This is a genomic window from Pseudomonas arsenicoxydans (genome assembly GCF_006438915.1).
Lineage (GTDB): Bacteria > Pseudomonadota > Gammaproteobacteria > Pseudomonadales > Pseudomonadaceae > Aquipseudomonas > Aquipseudomonas arsenicoxydans_A.
The window spans coordinates 364,449-383,315 of sequence record NZ_RCZE01000006.1 but is presented as its reverse complement, the minus strand read 5'-3'; the positions used below and the strand labels follow the sequence as shown (position 1 = coordinate 383,315).

Annotated in this window: 14 protein-coding genes and 1 riboswitch; of the genes, 8 read left to right on the top strand and 6 right to left on the bottom strand. The window is 60.6% G+C overall.

Translation table 11 applies throughout. The annotated features are described in order from the left end of the window. Nucleotides 1-38 precede the first annotated feature (38 nt). On the top strand, nt 39-785 hold the full coding sequence (locus EAH78_RS15400) for an RsiV family protein (RefSeq protein WP_140668278.1): 747 nt from the start codon (nt 39-41) through the stop codon (nt 783-785). Here EAH78_RS15400 and cytX read toward each other — a convergent pair. Together cytX and thiC are read right to left on the bottom strand one after the other, a co-directional pair. Further along, the gene (gene cytX / locus EAH78_RS15395; RefSeq protein ID WP_140668277.1) at nt 754-2,046 is read right to left on the bottom strand and encodes a putative hydroxymethylpyrimidine transporter CytX; all 1,293 of its coding nucleotides are present in this window, start codon (nt 2,044-2,046) and stop codon (nt 754-756) included. The two genes, EAH78_RS15400 and cytX, sit on opposite strands and share 32 nt — an antisense overlap. Before the next feature lie 169 nt (nt 2,047-2,215). Next, on the bottom strand, nt 2,216-4,105 hold the full coding sequence (thiC, locus tag EAH78_RS15390) for a phosphomethylpyrimidine synthase ThiC (protein WP_140668276.1): 1,890 nt from the start codon (nt 4,103-4,105) through the stop codon (nt 2,216-2,218). Between the two features lie 168 nt (nt 4,106-4,273). Then, a riboswitch (TPP riboswitch) is annotated at nt 4,274-4,379 on the bottom strand. Nucleotides 4,380-4,572: 193 nt separating this feature from the next. On the opposite strand from thiC, the gene EAH78_RS15385 reads away from it, so the two are divergent. Further along, a complete protein-coding gene (locus EAH78_RS15385) occupies nt 4,573-6,012 on the top strand; it encodes a TolC family outer membrane protein (RefSeq protein ID WP_140668275.1) in 1,440 nt (479 codons plus the stop codon). Between the two features lie 113 nt (nt 6,013-6,125). Here EAH78_RS15385 and waaA read toward each other — a convergent pair whose 3' ends face one another. Both waaA and EAH78_RS15370 read right to left on the bottom strand, forming a co-directional pair. After that, nucleotides 6,126-7,409, bottom strand: a complete 1,284-nt coding sequence (gene waaA / locus EAH78_RS15375) for a lipid IV(A) 3-deoxy-D-manno-octulosonic acid transferase (protein ID WP_140668274.1) — start codon at nt 7,407-7,409, stop codon at nt 6,126-6,128. Nucleotides 7,410-7,420: 11 nt separating this feature from the next. Next, the gene (locus tag EAH78_RS15370; RefSeq protein WP_140668273.1) at nt 7,421-8,317 is read right to left on the bottom strand and encodes a LysR family transcriptional regulator; all 897 of its coding nucleotides are present in this window, start codon (nt 8,315-8,317) and stop codon (nt 7,421-7,423) included. Between the two features lie 103 nt (nt 8,318-8,420). On the opposite strand from EAH78_RS15370, the gene EAH78_RS15365 reads away from it, so the two are divergent. From EAH78_RS15365 to EAH78_RS15345, 4 genes are all read left to right on the top strand, one after another. Beyond that, complete coding sequence (locus tag EAH78_RS15365; RefSeq protein WP_015093202.1) at nt 8,421-8,753, top strand: DMT family transporter; 333 nt, start codon at nt 8,421-8,423, stop codon at nt 8,751-8,753. Between the two features lie 237 nt (nt 8,754-8,990). Next, a complete protein-coding gene (locus EAH78_RS15355) occupies nt 8,991-10,166 on the top strand; it encodes an NAD(P)/FAD-dependent oxidoreductase (protein WP_140668272.1) in 1,176 nt (391 codons plus the stop codon). Then, entirely contained in the window at nt 10,163-10,975 is an 813-nt protein-coding gene (locus tag EAH78_RS15350; RefSeq protein ID WP_140668271.1) for an aldo/keto reductase, read from the top strand. The genes EAH78_RS15355 and EAH78_RS15350 overlap by 4 nt, the downstream gene beginning before the upstream one ends. 32 nt (nt 10,976-11,007) lie before the next feature. Then, nucleotides 11,008-11,973 (top strand): metal ABC transporter ATPase, encoded by a 966-nt coding sequence (locus tag EAH78_RS15345; RefSeq protein WP_140668270.1) that lies wholly within the window; start codon nt 11,008-11,010, stop codon nt 11,971-11,973. A gap of 174 nt (nt 11,974-12,147) precedes the next feature. Here the strand turns inward: EAH78_RS15345 and hldE are convergent, their stop codons facing one another. Both hldE and msbA read right to left on the bottom strand, forming a co-directional pair. Continuing rightward, nucleotides 12,148-13,569 (bottom strand): bifunctional D-glycero-beta-D-manno-heptose-7-phosphate kinase/D-glycero-beta-D-manno-heptose 1-phosphate adenylyltransferase HldE, encoded by a 1,422-nt coding sequence (gene hldE / locus EAH78_RS15340; protein WP_140668269.1) that lies wholly within the window; start codon nt 13,567-13,569, stop codon nt 12,148-12,150. Nucleotides 13,570-13,773: 204 nt separating this feature from the next. Next, a complete protein-coding gene (msbA, locus tag EAH78_RS15335) occupies nt 13,774-15,576 on the bottom strand; it encodes a lipid A export permease/ATP-binding protein MsbA (protein WP_140668268.1) in 1,803 nt (600 codons plus the stop codon). A 155-nt stretch (nt 15,577-15,731) separates the two neighbouring features. Between msbA and EAH78_RS15330 the strand changes: the two genes are divergently transcribed. Then, nucleotides 15,732-17,594: a bifunctional O-antigen ligase/aminoglycoside phosphotransferase family protein gene (locus EAH78_RS15330; RefSeq protein WP_140668267.1), complete on the top strand. Its 1,863-nt coding sequence runs from the start codon at nt 15,732-15,734 to the stop codon at nt 17,592-17,594. Next, a complete protein-coding gene (locus EAH78_RS15325; protein WP_140668266.1) occupies nt 17,594-18,811 on the top strand; it encodes an acyltransferase family protein in 1,218 nt (405 codons plus the stop codon). Before EAH78_RS15330 ends, EAH78_RS15325 begins: the two co-directional genes overlap by 1 nt. Nucleotides 18,812-18,867: the final 56 nt, after the last annotated feature.

Genomic DNA, 18,867 nt, shown 5'->3' with positions numbered 1-18,867 from the left:
ATAACTTTTTGCCTTTCCCTGTTTTACAAAGGACGCCCATGTCGCTTTTTAAAATTGCCTCCGTGGCCGCAATCGCCCTGACGCTGGGCGCCTGCCAGAGTCTGTTCCAGCCCAACTACCGGGCGCCGCTGGAAACCACCCGCGACGCCACCGAAACGCTGAAACCGGGTTGCACCACCCCCGATTGCCCGTTGGTGAACATCGATACACTGCGCTTCCCTGCCGAACCCCAGCTTGACGGCATCGTTGAAAAACGCCTGCTGCAAATGACCCGCGCCACACCGGACGCCCCGGTGGCACCAACGCTGACGGCCTATCGCGATGAGTTTTTGCGCACCGCCGGTCCGCGCTACAGCAGTTACCTGCAAGCCAAAGTACGTGAGCAGCATGACGGCTTGGTGATCGTTGAATTTTCCAGCTACCTGGACACCGGCGGCGCCCATGGCACCCCGGGCCGCAGCTTTATCAACTATTCACGCCAGCAGCACAAAGTGCTGACGCTGTCGGACATGTTGGTGCCGGGTCAGGAAGAAGCGTTCTGGAAGGCGGCGCAAGTGGCGCACAACAGCTGGCTGATCAGCACCAAGCTCGATCAGGAACCGGAGTTCGTGAAGCAGTGGCCATTCCAGAAAACCCAGAACGTGGCGCTGACCTACGGCGGGGTGATCCTCAAGTACGAAACCAGCACCATCGCGCCTTACGCGCTGGGCCATGTCGAACTGAAGATCCCCTACCCACGCCTGAACGGCATCATCAAGCCCGAGCTGTTTCCCGGCCGTAACTGAAGGCCCGGCCCAGCACCAGTTGCAGCAGCCCTGCCAGAATCAACGACGGCAGGGTTGCGCCGACGTCCGGATACAGATTAGCCAGCAAGTGATAAGTGCTCACCCCGCCCAACCAGGCGAGCAACGCCGGCCAGCGCAACGCGGCTGACGCCACCTGAGCCGAACGCTTGCGCAGGATGAAGTGATCCACCAGCACCACGCCGAACAGCGGCGCAAACACCGAACCGATCAACAGCAGGAAGTTCTGGTACTGGGCCAATGGCGCCAGGCACGCGATCAGTGTGCAAATCACGCCGATGGCCAGCGCCAGATGCTCGACTTTCAAGCGCAACAGAATCCCGCTGGAAACCGCCGCCGAGTGAATATCGGCGAAGGCGTTTTCCGACTCGTCCAACAGGATCAGCAGCAGCGGAATGCCCAGACCGGCACCGGCCAGCGCCAACAGCAAGGCATTGACTTCACCACTCGGCGCGAACGCCAGGGTGTAGGCCACGCCCAGGCTCATGAGCCAGAAATTACCGATAAAAAAGCCCAGCGCGGTGCCGCCGAAGACGTTTTTCGCACGCTTGCCGAAACGCGAGTAATCGGCAATCAGCGGCAGCCACGACAGCGGCATCGCGATAGCAATGTCGAAGCCCACGGCGAACGGCATCGAACCATCACCGGCCTGCGCCCACAAGGCAGCCAGATCGGCTTTGGCGAACAGGTTCCAGGTCAGCCAGATGCACGCGGCCAGCAACAGCCAGATACCCCACTTGCGCAGGATCTGCCGCACGAATGTCAGAGGACCGCTGACAGCCAGCAACGTCGCCAAACCACCGAAGACAATTGTCCAGAGCAGCGGATTCGACAGCAGGCTGCCTTCGCTGAACGCCCGCGCGCCGAGCAGGCTGGCGGCATCGCGCATGACGATGATCTCGAACGAGCCCCAACCGATCAGTTGCAGCAGGTTCAACACGGCCGGCAGGCTCGCGCCACGCTTGCCGAGGCTGAGTTTGAGCGCGGCCATCGACGACAGGCCGGTGTCGCTGCCGATCACGCCGACGGCGGCCAGCAGCAGAACGCCGACCAGGGTGCCAAGGAAGATCGCCAGCAGCGAGCCGGACAGACCCAGGCCAGGCGCGAGCAGTGCGCCGGTCTGCAGCACCATCAGGCCGATGCCGAGGGAGAACCACAGGGAAAACAGGTCGCGGCCACCGAAGACGCGTTTGTCGGTTGGCACGGCGATGTCGGGGGAATAAGTACTCGGTTGAATGCTCAAGGGTGTTATCTCAGAGGGATAATTGTGTCATTGAGATATTCAGTGCCTGGCCTGACGCCTTCGCGAGCAAGCCCGCTCCCACATTGGATTTGTGAACGACACACATCAAATGTGGGAGCGGGCTTGCTCGCGAAGGCGGCAGCACAGGCGCCGTCAATCACAGGTCAGATCAAACCTTCTTGTACAGCTGACTGCCTTCCTGCTTGAACCGTTCAGCCTGGTCCGCCAATCCCTGGGCGACTTCGGCATCCACGGTTTCGATCCGCTGGTTGGCCGCGTACTCACGGACTTCCTGAGTGATCTTCATCGAGCAGAATTTCGGCCCGCACATCGAGCAGAAGTGCGCGACCTTGGCCGAATCCTTCGGCAGCGTTTCATCGTGATACGAACGGGCAGTGTCCGGATCGAGGCCGAGGTTGAACTGGTCCTCCCAACGAAATTCGAACCGCGCCTTGCTCAAGGCATTGTCGCGAATCTGTGCGCCCGGATGCCCTTTGGCCAGATCGGCGGCATGCGCGGCGATCTTGTAGGTGATGATCCCGGTCTTCACGTCATCCTTGTTCGGCAAGCCCAAGTGTTCCTTCGGCGTCACGTAGCACAGCATCGCGCAACCGAACCAGCCGATCATCGCCGCACCGATCCCGGAGGTGATGTGGTCGTAGCCTGGAGCAATGTCGGTAGTCAGCGGCCCGAGGGTGTAGAACGGCGCCTCGTCGCAGCACTCGAGCTGCTTGTCCATATTCTCTTTGATCAATTGCATAGGCACGTGGCCCGGGCCTTCGATCATGCATTGCACGTCGTGCTTCCAGGCGATTTTGGTCAGCTCGCCGAGGGTTTCCAGTTCGCCGAATTGTGCGGCGTCGTTGGCGTCGGCAATCGAACCCGGACGCAGGCCATCGCCCAGCGAGAAGCTGACGTCGTAGGCCTTCATGATTTCGCAGATGTCTTCGAAATGGGTGTAGAGGAAGTTTTCCTTGTGGTGCGCCAGGCACCACTTGGCCATGATCGAACCGCCACGGGAAACGATGCCGGTCACGCGCTTGGCGGTCAGAGGCACGTAGCGCAGCAGCACGCCGGCGTGGATGGTGAAGTAGTCGACGCCCTGCTCGGCCTGCTCGATCAGCGTGTCGCGGAACAGCTCCCAAGTCAGGTCTTCGGCGGCGCCGCCGACTTTTTCCAAGGCCTGATAAATCGGCACCGTACCGATCGGCACCGGCGAGTTACGGATGATCCACTCGCGGGTTTCGTGAATGTGCTTGCCGGTGGACAGGTCCATGACCGTGTCCGAACCCCAGCGAATGCCCCAGGTCAGTTTCGCCACTTCTTCTTCGATGGACGAACCCAAGGCACTGTTGCCGATGTTGCCGTTGATCTTCACCAGGAAGTTACGGCCGATGATCATCGGTTCCAGTTCGGTGTGGTTGATGTTGGCCGGAATGATCGCGCGACCACGGGCGATTTCGTCACGGACGAATTCGGGGGTGATGATTTTCGGCACGCTGGCGCCAAAGCTGTGGCCGGCGTGTTGCTGGTCCAGCAGGCCGGCGGCACGCGCCACTTCCAGCTTCATGTTTTCGCGGATGGCGACGTATTCCATCTCGGCGGTAATGATGCCTTGGCGGGCATAGTGCATCTGGCTGACGTTGGCCCCGGCTTTGGCGCGGCGCGGATTGTTGACGTGGGCGAACCGCAGTTTGGTCAGTTCGGCATCGGCGAGGCGTTCCTGGCCGAAGTTGGAGCTCAGACCCGGCAAGCGTTCAGTATCGCCCCGGGACTCGATCCACGCGGAACGCACATCGGCCAGGCCTTTGCGCACGTCGATGATGACGTTGGGGTCGGTGTACGGGCCCGAGGTGTCGTACACCACCACCGGCGCATTGATCTCGCCGCCGAAGTCGGTCGGGGTTACGTCCAGGCTGATTTCACGCATGGGCACGAGGATGTCGGGGCGCGAGCCCTGGACATAGATTTTTTGCGAACGGGTAAACGGTTGAACCGACTGTTGATCGACTTGGGCCGAATCACTCAGGTTCATCGTATTTTTTGGTTTTATCGTCATCACGGGCTCTCCAGACAGCATCCAGGCAGTGGAATTTTGTCGGAGCGAACCTGTAACGAATGGACGCGACCAATCAGCCATAACGAAGCCGTTGGTGCTGTGCTCAGTGCTCGAGGGGTGTTCGATTGTCGAACAACATCCCGGACGAAGCACAAGAGGACTCGCCGGGTGACGAGAAATCTTGTTCCCTACGCAGGCGCTAACCTGATCAGGTTCAACGGGATCCGAAATTATTCGATCTCAGCCTCATAGCAAGGCACCCCGACAAGAACCCGGCCAGTCTAGACACAACTGACAAAGAACGCCAACACCGCGCAAAACACCTTGATGAATGGCAGATACAGGATTGTTGCCGCCTCATTGCACAACTACACTCGCCAAGCCAAGCCATGCGTTGACGTGGCACGTGCCGCGCCTTAGCCTTGGCGCTCAAATTACTTGTGTAATATTAATTCTAGGGAACGCCTATGCTGCGCAAACTTTCACTGGCCCTTGCCGTGTCTTGTGCGTCTTATGGAACGGGCTGGGCAGCAGAAGCGCCCTTATCGACCAAGAACGACCTGGTCAGCGTTTACCAGGAAGCAAAGGCCAACAACGCCGACCTCGCAGCGGCCATCGCGCAATACGGCGCACAGAAAGAAGTCGTGCCCCAAGCCCGAGCCGGTCTGCTGCCCAATCTGTCGGGTGGTGCCGAAGTGGCCAGTGTTCGCACCGCAATCGACCAGCCTTCGGCGACAGCCAATCGCAGCGCAAACTCGTATCAGGCCACCCTGGCGCAGCCGCTGTTCCGTGCTGATCGCTGGTTCCAGTTCCAGGCCGCCAAGGACGTCAACGAACAGGATGCCCTGCAACTCTCGGCCACCGAGCAAAACCTGATCCTGCAGACCGCTGAAGATTACTTCAACGTGCTGCGCACCCAGGACAACCTGGCGTCGACCAAGGCGGAAGAAGCCGCGTTCAAACGCCAACTCGACCAGTCCAACGAGCGTTTCGACGTCGGCCTGTCGGACAAGACCGACGTGCTCAACTCACAAGCCAGCTACGACACCGCACGCGCCAACCGGATCGTTGCCCAGCGCCAGGTCGATGATGCCTTTGAAGCGCTGATCACCCTGACCAACCGTCAGTACAACTCGATCTGGGGCGTCGTCCATAGCCTGCCGATCCTGCCGCCAGCGCCGAACGATGCCAAGGCCTGGGTCGATACGGCCGCCCGCCAGAACCTGAATCTGCTGGCCAGCAACTACGCGGTCAGTGCCGCCGAACAAACCCTCAAGCAGCGTAAGGCCGGTCACTTGCCGACTGTGGACGCTGTAGCGAAATACGAAAAGGGTGACAACGACGCATTTGGCTTCAGCAATCCGAGCGCCTTTAGACAACCGTACGGTGGCAACGTCGAGCAAACGACGGTGGGCCTGCAACTGAACATCCCGATCTACAGCGGCGGCCTGACCACCTCGCAAGTACGTCAATCGTATGCACAGCTGGATCAGACCGAGCAGCAACGCGAAGCGCTGCGTCGGCAAATCGTCGAAAGCACTCGCAACCTGCATCGCGCGGTCAACACCGATGTGGATCAGGTGCAGGCGCGCAAGCAGTCGATCATCTCCAACCAGAGTGCGGTGGAAGCGACTGAAATCGGCTATCAGGTGGGCACACGCAACATCGTCGACGTACTGGATGCGCAGCGCTCGCTGTACACCTCGGTACGCGACTACAACAACACCCGCTATGACTACATCCTCGACAACCTGCGCTTGAAACAGCAGGCCGGCACGCTGAACCCGGGGGATCTGGAAGACCTGAAGCGTTACCTCAAGGCCGACTACAACCCGGACAAGGACTTCCTGCCGCCGGATCTGGCGAAGGCTGCGGCGGCACAGCTCAAGGCAAGACCCGGCGAGTAACAGGTAATCATTGTGGCGAGGGGGCTTGCCCCCGCACGGCTGCGCAGCAGTCGCATTTTTGGGGCCGCTTCGCAGCCCAACGGGGGCAAGCCCCCTCGCCACAGGTGTCAGTGTCAGTTGGGTCGGTTGATCAACCGCCCCAGCCCATCCAGCAGCCGCTGCAACGCTCCCTGATTGCGGCGCATCACCTTCAGCCCCGCCTCGGCCATCCGCTGCGCATCGCGCGGCAATTCGAACAGCCGCTGCACTGCCAGCGCCAGGCCTTCGGCATCCTCCACTTCCTGCAGCGCCCCGGCACTGCGCAACTGCGCGGCGATTTCGAGGAAGTTGAACAGGTGCGGGCCGCTCAGTACCGGCTTGGCCAACGCCGCCGGCTCCAGCAGGTTATGCCCGCCGTTCGGCACCAGGCTGCCCCCCACGAACGCGGTATCTGCCAAGGCGTAGAGAAACAGCAACTCGCCCATGGTGTCGCCCACCAGCACCGACGTGGCCGAGGTCACCGGCTCGCCCGTGGAACGCCGCAGCGTGGCGAAACCCTGCTGCTGACACAGCTCGAACACCGCGTTGAATCGCTCCGGATGGCGCGGCACCAGAATCAGCAACGCATCGGGATGATTGGCCAGTAACTGACGATGGGCCGCAAGGACCACTTCGTCTTCGCCTTCATGGGTACTGGCGGCGATCCACACCGGCCGTTCAAGCGTCTGCCATTGCGTGCGCAGTTCGACGGCGCGTTGCAACAATTGCGGGTCGATGGTCAGGTCGAACTTGATCGAGCCGGTGACTTGCACGGTTTCAGGACGCGCACCCAAATCACGAAAACGCTGGGCTTCAGACTCGGTCTGTACCGCGAACAAGCTCATCTCGGCGAGCATCGGCTGCGTCAGTTTGCTGAAGCGGCCGTAACCCTTGGCCGAGCGCTCGGACAGTCGCGCATTGGCCAGCGCAACGGGAATCCCGCGTTTCGCGCATTGGTGAATGTGGTTGGGCCACAGTTCGGTTTCCATGATCACTGCCAGCGTTGGCTGGACCCGGTCAAGAAAACGTGCAGCGGCGCAGGGCAAATCGTAAGGCAGGTAGCAGTGCTGAATGCGCGGTTCATTGGCGAACAACGCCTGGATGCGCTCGGACCCGGTCGGGGTCATGCAGGTCACGGTAATCGGCAGCTGCGGATAACGTTGCAGCAAGGCGCGAATCATCGGCGCCGCAGCAATGCTTTCGCCCACCGACACCGCGTGCACCCAGATACCGCCAGGCTTCATCACCGGCAGTGCGAGGGAGAAACGCTCGCCAATACGCTTGGCGTACGCCGGCGCCTTACGCGCCCGCAGCCACAGCCGAATCGCTACCAGTGGCAGCCCCAGGTAAAACAGCGCGGTATAGAGAGTTCTATTCATGGCGGCGGAGTTTATCGGCTTTTCTCGCCGATCGCCTGCAAGTGCACGGCAAAACGTTCCGCCAGCCAACGCGCCGCCGGGCCCAGGGGCTCATCGCGACGCCACACCAGCTCCACCACCAGCGCCGGCGGGGTCCATTCGCTGTCCAGTTCGACCATCAGGCCCTGGTACGCCGGGTACTGCACCACATGCCGTGGCAGCCAGGCCCAACCAAGGCCGCGCACCAGCCATTCGGCCATCACGTAGAAACTGTCGGCGCGCCAGACTTGCGGGCTGGCCGGTTCGCTGCCGGGATAAACGCTGGACTGGGTGGACATCAGCAACTGCCGATGCTGTGCCAGTGCCTGGCAATCGACTTGAGCCTGTTTCGCCAGTGGATGCCCGACACCGCACACCGTGACCATCTCGACGCTGCCCAGCACACGCCGCTCAAGGGCTTCGGGGATCTGGTCGTGATAGAACAGCAAACCCAGATCGGCGCGGCGCTCCACCAGTTTGCGCGCCACATCGCCCTGGGCGGCGCTGGTCAGTTGCACTTCGAGGCTGGGAAATTTTTCCGCCAGGGCTTCGAAGCTTTCTATGATCGGCTGATAGGGCATGGCTTCATCCTGAGCCACACGCAATCGAGCTTCCTGGCCGCGCATCATGGCCAGCGCGCGGCCGTTGAGGCGCTCGCACTGGCGCAACACTTCTCGCGCCTCGTCCAGCAACGCATTGCCAGCCTCGGTGAGTTTCGGCTGACGGCCGCTGCTGCGATCGAACAGGCTCACGCCCAAATCTTCCTCCAGCAGCGCAATCGAACTGCTGACCGCCGACTGCGCCTTGCGCTGATCACGTGCCACCGCAGAAAACGAGCGCTGCTCCGCTACGCTGACAAACAACCGCAGTTGCTCAAGATTCCATTGCATAAATCAACCCATCTTCATGGCAGATAGGTAATGACTTTACCGCATCTGACGAGTCTCTAAAATGCCGACCTCAGAGAGCAACACTTCACACGAGGATGCACCCATGACCGCTTACTACTACCTGGCCATCGCCATCTGCGCCGAAGTGATCGCGACCGTTTCGATGAAAGCCGTCAAAGGCTTCAGCACGCCCCTGCCACTGGTTCTGGTGATCGTCGGCTACGGCATTGCCTTCTGGATGCTGACCCTGGTGGTGCGTAGCGTTCCGGTGGGCGTCGCTTACGCGGTGTGGGCCGGCATGGGCATTGTGATGGTCAGCGTCGCGGCGCTGTTCATCTATGGGCAGAAGCTGGATGTGCCGGCGATGCTGGGGATGGCGTTGATCGTGCTGGGTGTTGTCGTTATCCAACTGTTCTCCAAAACCGCCGGTCACTAACTGCCGCAACCAATCTACTGTGGCGAGGGAGCTTGCACCCGCTGGGCAGCGAAGCGGCCCCAAAACCTGACATGCATTCTTTCAGGTAATCCGTTTCGGCTGGTTTTGCGACTGCTTCGCAGTCGAGCGGGAGCAAGCTCCCTCGCCACAGGTTTTGCATCCACCCCATGATCCCGTAAATCCCCTCAACATTGAGTCTGTATACTGCGCCCTCGTCTTGAACACTGAGGTCGCCGCATGCCATCCGTTATTTCCACCGACGTTCTGATTGTCGGCGCTGGTGTCGCCGGCCTCTGGCTGAATGCGCGCCTGCGCCGCCAGGGTTATTCGACCGTGCTGGTGGAGAGCGCCAGCCTCGGCGGCGGGCAGAGTGTGAAGTCCCAGGGCATCATCCACGGCGGCGCCAAGTACGCGTTGCACGGCGCCCTGACCGGGGCGTCGGAAGCGATTGCCGACATGCCGCGCCGCTGGCGTGAGGCGTTGGCGGGCGACGGCGAACTGGACCTTTCCGGCGTGCGCCTGTTGTCCGAAGCTCACTATCTCTGGTCCCCCGGCACGCTCGCCGGCAACCTCACCAGTTTCTTCGCGAGCAAGGCCGTGCGCGGCCGTGTCGATCAGGTCAAGGGCGAGCAACTGCCACCCGCTCTGCAAGACAAACGCTTCAAGGGCAAGGTCTATCGCCTGGCGGAATTGGTGGTCGACGTGCCAAGCCTGATCCAGCGCCTGGCCGATCTGGCCGGCGATGGCCTGCTCGCCGGGCAGAAGATCGAACCGCTGCTGGAAGGTGGGATTCTTGTCGGCCTGAAGGTCGACGAGCGCGAGATTCGTGCCCAACGCATCGTCCTGAGTGCTGGCGCCGGCACCGCCGCGTTACTGGAAGCGCTGGGGCTGACCCAGCCCGCCATGCAGCGTCGGCCGTTGCACATGATCATTGCCAAAGGCCCGGGCCTGAAACCGCTGTACGCCCATTGCCTGGGCGGCGGCACCAAACCTCGTCTGACCGTGACCACTCACCCGGCAGCCGACGGTCAGTGGGTCTGGTACATGGGCGGCGACATTGCCGAAGCCGAAGGCGTTGCCCGTGAACCTGCCGAGCAAATCGCCACGGCCCAGCAAGAGCTCGGGCAGTTGCTGCCATGGATCGACCTGAGCACCGCGCAATGGGCCACCTTGCGCGTGGACCGCGCCGAGCCGCTGCAATCAGGGCTCACCCGTCCCGACAACGCCTTCCTCGCCGAACAAGGTCGCCTGCTGGTTGGCTGGCCGACCAAACTGGCGCTGGCGCCGGACTTTGCCGACCGGGTTATCGCCAGCCTGACGCGTGACGGCATCCAGCCAAGCCATCCCGCGCCACTGCCCGAATTGCCGAAACCGCCAATGGGTGTGCCGGCTTGGGAGCAACTGCTGCCATGAGCCAACCCACCCTGCACGATCTGCATCGCCCACTGGGCAGCACCGGCCTGCTGGTGTCGCCGCTGGGCCTGGGCACGGTCAAACTCGGCCGCGACCAGGGCGTGAAGTACCCCAACGGCTTCCAGATTCCCGACGACGACGATGCGCGTCGTCTGCTCAAACTTTCCCGCGACATGGGCATCAACCTGATCGACACCGCCCCGGCCTATGGCCGCAGCGAAGAACGCCTCGGCCCATTGTTGCGCGGCCAGCGTCAGGACTGGGTGATTGTCAGCAAGGTCGGTGAAGAATTTTCCAACGGCCAGTCGAGCCACGATTTCAGTGCCGCCCACACCCGACTTTCAGTGGAGCGCAGCCTGCAACGTCTGGAAACGAACTTTATCGACCTGGTGCTGGTGCACTCCGACGGTAACGATCTGGCGATTCTCAATGACAGCGAGGTCTACGCGACCCTCGCTGCGCTCAAGGCCGAAGGCAAGATTCGCGGCTTCGGTTTTTCCGGGAAAACCGTCGAGGGTGGTTTGAAGGCTCTGGAACAAGGTGATTGCGCCATGGTCACCTACAATCTGAACGAGCAGAACGAGAAGCCCGTCATTGACTATGCTGCTGCTCACGGCAAAGCCATTCTGGTCAAAAAAGCCCTCGCCAGCGGTCATGTGTGCCTCAGCCCAGGCGTGGACCCGGTGCGCGCCAGCTTCGAGTTGTTGTTTGAACATCCGGGTGTGGCCAGTGCTATTGTCGGGACCATTAATCCGCTGCACCTCGCCCACAACGTTGCGACCGTTGCCCAGGTCCTCCGTAGAAACTGACGCCGCCCACGCGGCCTTAAGCAGGAGCCGACATGCCGCGTACGCTCATTAGAAAGAACCCGAGCAACTTCAAGACCCTGCCGTTGTACGTCGAAGCGACTCCCGAAGGCTTGAGCTACCAGAGCGTCGGGATGCCGCTCAATTTCTCCCAGACCCTGCAACGTCGCCGCCCCGTGACGGTGGCCAGCACCGAACGGTTTGCGCTGGAACTGGCCAACCTCGGGGTCTCGGTGCGCCTGACCCTGCATTGGCAGAATCGCGATTACTGGGTGTTGGTGCGTCAACGTCGGCAGGACCGTGGTGACGTGGTGCTCAAGCTGATCTCCGGCTACGTGCCGGCCCATGAACTGAACCTGCCGCTGCACACCGCGATCCAGGAAATTGCCGAAGAGTGCCTGCTGGAAACCCCGGAAGGCTGGCTCGGCGGGCGTTTTAATGAGACGTGGCTGCCAGCGCCCTATGCCAGTGCCCTGCACTACCGCGAGGCGCTACCGTTTCGCCTGACGCCGTTGTCCGGTTCGGCGCGACCGGTGCGTTGCGCCAAGCTGCAACTGATCGAACGGCCCCGGGCTTACGTGCATTTGCCCACCGCGTCGCTGCAGTTGATCTATGACTTACGCCTCGACGTGCCCAAGGAAGCCAAATCCCTGAGCCTGTTTCATGTCGATGAGCGGCTGGAAGGCGATCAACTGGTGGCCCGCCTCGACCGCAAGCGCCCCGATTTGTACCTGATGCCTTTGCAGGACGGCCAGCCGATGGCCGAGCTGTATACCTTGAAGAAGGATCAGCTTTACCCCGCGAGCACTCGCGGCTTGTTCCTGGCGGAGAGCTTTGCCCAACAGGAAGGCTGGGTGGTGCGGGATGAACGGATTCGCTGGAAGGATTGGGTGCGCCAGCAGGGGCTGAGCCCGCCGGGGAAGGATTCGGGTCTGGCGCGGTTACGCGGGAAGGCGAAGCAATTGCTGAAGAAGATCGTGCCGCGCAAGGCGGCACGATAGAAGAAACACTATTGAAGTCTGTGGCTGCGGGGCTTAACTGTGGCGAGGGAGCTTGCTCCCGCTGGGCTGCGGAGCAGCCCTCAGCATTTTGCCAGTCACACCCTACTCGCAGGTTTACGACTGCTCCGCAGCCGAGCGGGAGCAAGCTCCCTCGCCACAGGTGACCGCGTCGTATCAGTTATTACGGATTTTTTCGACGATCGCCGTGGTCGAGCTGTTCGCTACCAGCCCCAGCACTTTCACCGTCCCGCCATACGCAGTCACGATGTCTGCGCCGACCACTTGATCGATCCCGTAATCACCACCTTTGACCAACACGTCCGGCTTGACCTCGCGCAGCAGATTTTCCGGGGTGCCTTCAGGGAAGCTGATCACCCAATCCACCGCGCCCAAACCGGCCAGAACCGCCATCCGACGATCGACGCTGTTGATCGGACGACCCGGCCCTTTCAGGCGGCTGACCGAGGCATCGTCATTGACCGCAACGATCAAACGATCGCCCTGGGCCCGCGCCTGCTCGAGGTAGGTCACGTGACCGGCATGCAGAATGTCGAAGCAGCCATTGGTGAAAACGATCTTCTCTTTGTGTGCGCGCGCATCGGCTACGGCCAGCACCAGCTGCTCAAGGCCCAACACACCACGCTCGGAACCTTCTTCACGCTGGATGGCGCGACGCAGTTCCGGGGCGCTGATGGCTGCCGTACCGAGCTTGCCGACCACGATGCCCGCCGCCAGGTTGGCCAGGGCCACCGCATGGGGCAACTCTTCGCCAGCGGCAATCGCGGCCGCCAGGGTGGAAATCACCGTGTCGCCGGCACCCGTCACGTCGAACACTTCGCGGGCACGAGCCGGCAAGTGCAGCGCCGGATGATCCGGACGCAGCAAGGTCATGCCGTGTTCGCCACGGGTCACCAGCAAGGCGCCGAGGTCGAGGTCGTGCATCAACTGCGCACCTTTGCTCACCAGCTCGTGCTCATCGGCGCAACCACCGACGATGGTTTCAAACTCGCTGAGGTTCGGGGTGATCAGGCTGGCGCCACGGTAGATCGAGAAATCCTTGCCTTTGGGATCCGCCAGCACCGGAATGCCACGGGCACGGGCGGCCTGGATCAGCACCTGATGGTTTTTCAGGGCGCCTTTGCCGTAATCGGACAGCACCAGCACCTTGATGCCTTCGAGCAATTCATCGACTTGCTCGCCAAGCGCCAACGCGTCGGTGGCGAAGGGTTCTTCGAAGTCGATACGCAGCAATTGCTGGTGACGGCTCATGACCCGCAGCTTGACGATGGTCGGCTGGTGCGCGATGCGCTGGAATATAGCCCGGACGCCAGCGCCCTGGAGGCTATTGGCCAGACTGTCGGCGGCTTCGTCGTCACCGGTCACGCCGACCAGCGAGGCCGGAGCACCGAGCGCGGCAATGTTCAACGCAACGTTGGCGGCACCGCCCGGGCGGTCCTCGATTTGCTCGACCTTGACCACCGGCACTGGCGCCTCAGGGGAAATCCGTGAGGTACCACCATGCCAGTAACGGTCGAGCATGACATCGCCGACCACCAAGACAGGGGCTTGATCGAATCGCGGCATGGACAACTTCATGGAGCAACCCACATACAAAATGAACAGGGGCGCGATATTACCACAGGGTTGGTGCTGGCTTGCGTGACGGCTGCAACGGGATGATTTTGCGGGCAAATCTGTTCAGTTATTGAGCAGGAATATCTATAACAGACAGGTTTGGTCAGGACGGGTAAAGCTCTGGATACAAATCGCCGGGCGCATTGCGCGCCCGGCGAACTGGGGTCAGGCGATGTCTTCAGCCGGGGCGTCGAGACCCATGGCGTTCAGGCGCGCGTAGTAACCGTTGTGCGCCAGCAGCTCGGCATGGGTGCCGCGCTCGACGATCCGGCCCTGATCCATGACCAGGATCAGATCAGCCTTTTCAATGGTTGAGAGGCGGTGAGCAATCACCAGGGTGGTCCGGCCTTTCATCACTTGATCCAGCGCCGCCTGAATGTGGCGCTCGGATTCAGTGTCGAGCGCCGAGGTGGCCTCATCGAGAATCAGCAGCGGTGCATTCTTCAACAGCGCTCGTGCAATCGCCAGGCGCTGACGCTGACCACCGGACAGCAACACGCCGTTCTCGCCGACCTGGGTGTCCAGGCCTTCAGGCAATTGCGCGATGAAATCCATGGCGTAGGCATCTCGCGCCGCTTTCTCGATGTCTTCACGCGGCGCGCCCGCCAGATCGCCATAGGCAATATTGTTGGCCACGGTGTCGCTGAACAGCGTTACGTGCTGGGTCACCTGGGCGATGTGCTTGCGCAGGTTCAGCAGCTTGTACTGCTCCACCTCAACACCGTCGATCAGGATCTCGCCCTTGTCGTGGTGATAGAAGCGTGGAATCAGGTTGGCCAGAGTCGACTTGCCGCTGCCTGAGCGTCCGACCAGCGCCACCATTTGCCCCGGTTCGACCGAGAAAGTGATGTCATTGAGCACCTGGCGATCGGTGTCCGGGTAAGTGAAGCTCAGGTTGCGTACGTCCAGGCGACCGCTGACGGCATCGCGCTCGACGGTGCCGGTATCGACTTCAGGTGCAACGTCCAGTTGTTCGAAAATACTTTCGGCACCGGCCACGCCTTTCTGGATGGTCGAGCTGACTTCGGACAGCTGGCGGATCGGCTTGGGCAACAGGCCGGCCAGGGTGATGTAGGCAACCATGTCACCCGCCGAGGCATCGCCGCGCAGGTACAGCACCAGGAACATCAGCACCGCCATGGCGGTATAGATCACCAACTGCAGCAGCGGCGTGTAGATGGCACCGGTGCGGGTCATGCGCAGTTGTTTGTCGGTGTTGCCCTGGCTGGCGTCGAAGAAGCGTTTTTCTTCGTAGACTTCGCCGCCAAAGCTGCGCACCACGCGATAGCCCTGAATGGTTTCCGAAGCCACGTGCGTCACGTCACCCATGGCCAACTGGATTTTTTTGCTTTGCTTGCGGAATTTCTTGCTCGCGGTACGCACCATGACGGCGATCAGCGGCAGGATGGCGACCATGACCAGCGTCAGGCGCCAGTTCATGAACAGCAGCGAGGCAAACAGGAAAATCACCGTCATGCCTTCACGGATTACGACCTTGATCGCATCTGTGGCCGCCCCGGTGACCATCGTCACGTTGAAGGTGATACGCGAAATCAGATGACCCGAGTTATGCTTGTCGAAATACCGGTTGGGCAGGACCAACAGGTTATTGAACAGCTGTACTCGCAGATCATGGACTAGACCCAAGGAAACTTTGGCTAGAAAGTAGTTGCCCAGATAAGATCCCAGCCCTTGCCACGCCGCGATCAGGATGATCAGCAGCGGTACAGCCTGCAACAGTTGCAGGTCGCGCAGGTAAGGTACCGTCGGGAAAAGCGCCGCCTCAGGGTTGGACAGGCCATCGACAAAGTACTTGAGGATGTAGCCGAGCATTGGCTGGGTCGACGCGAAAATCAGAAAGCCGACGATGCTGATCAGGAACAGACTGATGTACGGCCGGACGTAGCCGAGCAGGCGGAAGTAGATTTTCAAGCTCGATGGGCTTGCGCAGAGACTGGAGTCGGTCATATCACGCGTTTGTCGATAAAAAGGACGCTGACTTTAGCACAGCTTCTTCAGGGTTCTGGCAATCGCATAAAGGCTGTTATTGTTAGACGTCGAATCAAGCATCAAATAGCCATCACCCCGAATGGCCGATCAACTTCAGGATTGAATCTCTCAGCATGCAACTCAGCGGTTTCAATAGTGCGTCAAATCGAGTGTTCGATTTCATTTGCCTCTGGATTCTTCCACTCGGCTATCTCTTGCTCCTGTGTGCCCTGTTCTTCTTGCCGGGCCGAAGTCTGCACCACAAGCTTTTTTATGGCCTGTTCAGCATTCCAGCGCTGATCGCCCTGTGTTTGCGCCCCCGCGAAATCAAGGAACTGGTCCGCGAGCCGATCTTCGTCGCTGTGCTGGTGTTCGCGGCCTGGGCCTTGTTGAGTTTGTGCTGGGGGCCGGACAACGGGGGCTTCGTCGGCCAGTTCAAACCACCGCTGCATACCTTGCTGTTGTTTGTCGGTTGCTACTTGCTGGTGCGCTATCGCAGCGAAATCATCCAGCCCTTGCTGTTCGCCGCGGCAATGGTCGGGCTGATCGGCACCGCCCACGACCTGTTCCTGTTCGCCCGCGTGTACGAGCCAGGCATGCGCTTGATTGGTGGGGGTGCGTTCGACAACCCGCTGCTGAGCTCTCACATGTATGGCTTCTACGCTGCCTACTGGCTGAGCATGAGCATGATCTGCAAACGCAGACGGATGCTATTGCTGAGTCTCCCGGCGATGACAATCATGTTCGCTGCCGTGATCGCCACCGGATCCAGGACGCCACTGGTTGCATTGACGATGGCAGCGCTCTGGCTGGGTTACATTTGCTGGAACCGTCGCTCCATCGTATTGCTGGGTGCGCTGTTGGCCAGCGGTGTCACGGTTTATGTGCTGTTTGCGCGAATGATCATTCAACGAGGCGACTCTTACCGCTTCGAAATCTGGCAACTGGCCCTGCAGAAAATTGCCGATCACCCTTGGATCGGACATGGCTATAGCGCCAATCTGGCCATCGATCCCGGCGTCGGCGTCAGCTTTCAGGAACCCCACAGTTTCGTCCTGGGCGTGCTCTATTACGTAGGCGTTTTTGGTTTGCTGCCGTGGTTGTTTTTCCAGTTCTGGAGCTTGTACTGCAGTTGGCGCAATCGTCTGCAACCGCTATTTATCATCGCCTCGACCTGGCTGATATTCGGTATCGGCGCAGGCCTGACCGAGGGCGGCGGCATCATCTCCCGACCCAAGGAGCACTGGTTCCTGCTGTGGATCCCGCTGGCATTGATCGTCGCGCTCAGCATCAATTGTCGTGTCAGACGTTTGCTGGCGAGGCCCATCAAGACGCTGACCGCCACGGCCCAGCAGCAACTGACCAACAATGCACAGGTGATCGAAGAAGATGGCCTGGGCCCCAAAGTGTTGCGCCTGCCGGATGGCAGCTTCCTCAAGCTGTTTCGCGGCCGCCGCTGGTACACCTCGGGCAGTTTCAACCCTTACTCCGAACGCTTTGCCGTCAATAGCGAGCAGCTGCGCAGCCTGGGGATTCCTGCCCCGCCTATTCTTGACCTCTATCGCCTGGCAGACGGCAGTAGCGCAGTGCACTATTCGCCGCTGCCCGGTAATACGCTGCGCCAGGTCCTGCAAGGCATCACCGCACCGGCAGTGCGCCAGGCGCTGGTGGAGCGTTTCGGCAAGTTCATGGCTCAACTGCATGAACAAGGCGTCTACTTCCGTTCGCTGCACCTGGGGAACGTACTGGTGTTAGAAGATGGCGAGTTCGGCTTGATCGATGTGGCCGACCTGCGCATCTACCCTTCTTCCTTGAGCCTGGCCCTGCGTCAGCGCAATCTGCGCCATATGCAGCGTTACACCGTGGACCGTCGCTGGCTGTTCGAGGAGCACTTCGAAGCGCTGCTTCAGGGCTATGCCATGAAAGCATCGAAGTCCGCTGTCGATAACTTGCACAGGCAAGTGCTGGACGGGAGCACCCCGGCCCGGGCTCACTGATGACGGAAACCAACCCGCTCATTGCGCTGGCAGCTTATCTGCTGGCCATTGCGACCTCGGCCCTGTTGTTGCGCGTAGTGCCGAAAATCGCCCGACACATCGAACATTCAGGTGAAAGCCGCTATGCCAGCATTGATGGGCTACGCGGTTATCTGGCGTTCGGCGTGTTCGTGCACCATTCGATCATTACCTTGATCTTCCTGCGCACGGGCGTGATTGATTTTCCGCCCAGCAATCTCTACTCACAGCTCGGACAAGGCAGTGTCGCGCTGTTTTTCATGGTCACCGGTTTCCTGTTCTGGAACCGATTGCTCACCCAGGGACGCCGGCACGACTGGCTGGCCTTTGCCGTATCGCGGTTGTTTCGCCTCTACCCGCTGTACTTGCCGCTGATGCTGATCGTGTTTGTCACGGTGTTCTACCTGCAGAACTGGGAACTCAAGGACTCCGGTATCGACTTTGTCGGCCAGATCCTGGCCTGGCTGACCTTCGACCGTCCGGACGTCAACCAATACCACCAAACCGGCATGCTGATCTCCAATGTCACCTGGACCCTGGGCTACGAGGTGTTTTTCTATCTGGCACTGCCTCTTGCCGGCATGGTGTTTATCTACCGGGGGAGCTGGCCGCAAGTGGTGTTGTGCCTGATCGGCATTGTCGCCCTGTACAAAGTGATCGGCCTTGAGCACTCACTGAAGAAACACTTTATGGCGAGTTTTCTCGGCGGTATCGGCGCTGCGTACTGGATTCGCAGGCCGCAACTGGTGGCCTGGAGTCAGACGCGAATGGCGGGGATTATCGCGCTGCTGGCATTCGCGATAGCCTTCACGGCATTCAACCGCGCTTTCAGCCTGAGGCCAATGCTGCTCATGTCGTTGTTTTTCGTGATTGTGGCGTCCGGCAACACCCTGTTTGGCGCACTGAAACCGCGCAGCATCCGCTGGCTCGGCGAAATCAGCTACAGCACGTATTTGCTGCACGGCTTCGTGCTGTGGGTGTTAGTCCAGCGCTTGCCGCTGATGCTTAATCTGGACGTTCGCGACATCTGGACCTTCCTGCCGCTGCTGGCCGTGTGCAGTTGCCTGCTGATCATCATCAGCAGCCTGACGTTCCTGTACATCGAGAAGCCGGGTATTACGGCCGGCAGGAAGGTATTGCAGTGGCTGCGCCAACGCAAAAAGGCCGATAAGGCTCTGGCAGAAAAGATCGCTCACTAAAGCGACGCACACCCATGTAGCAGCTGGCGAAGCCTGCTGCTACATAGAGCGTATCA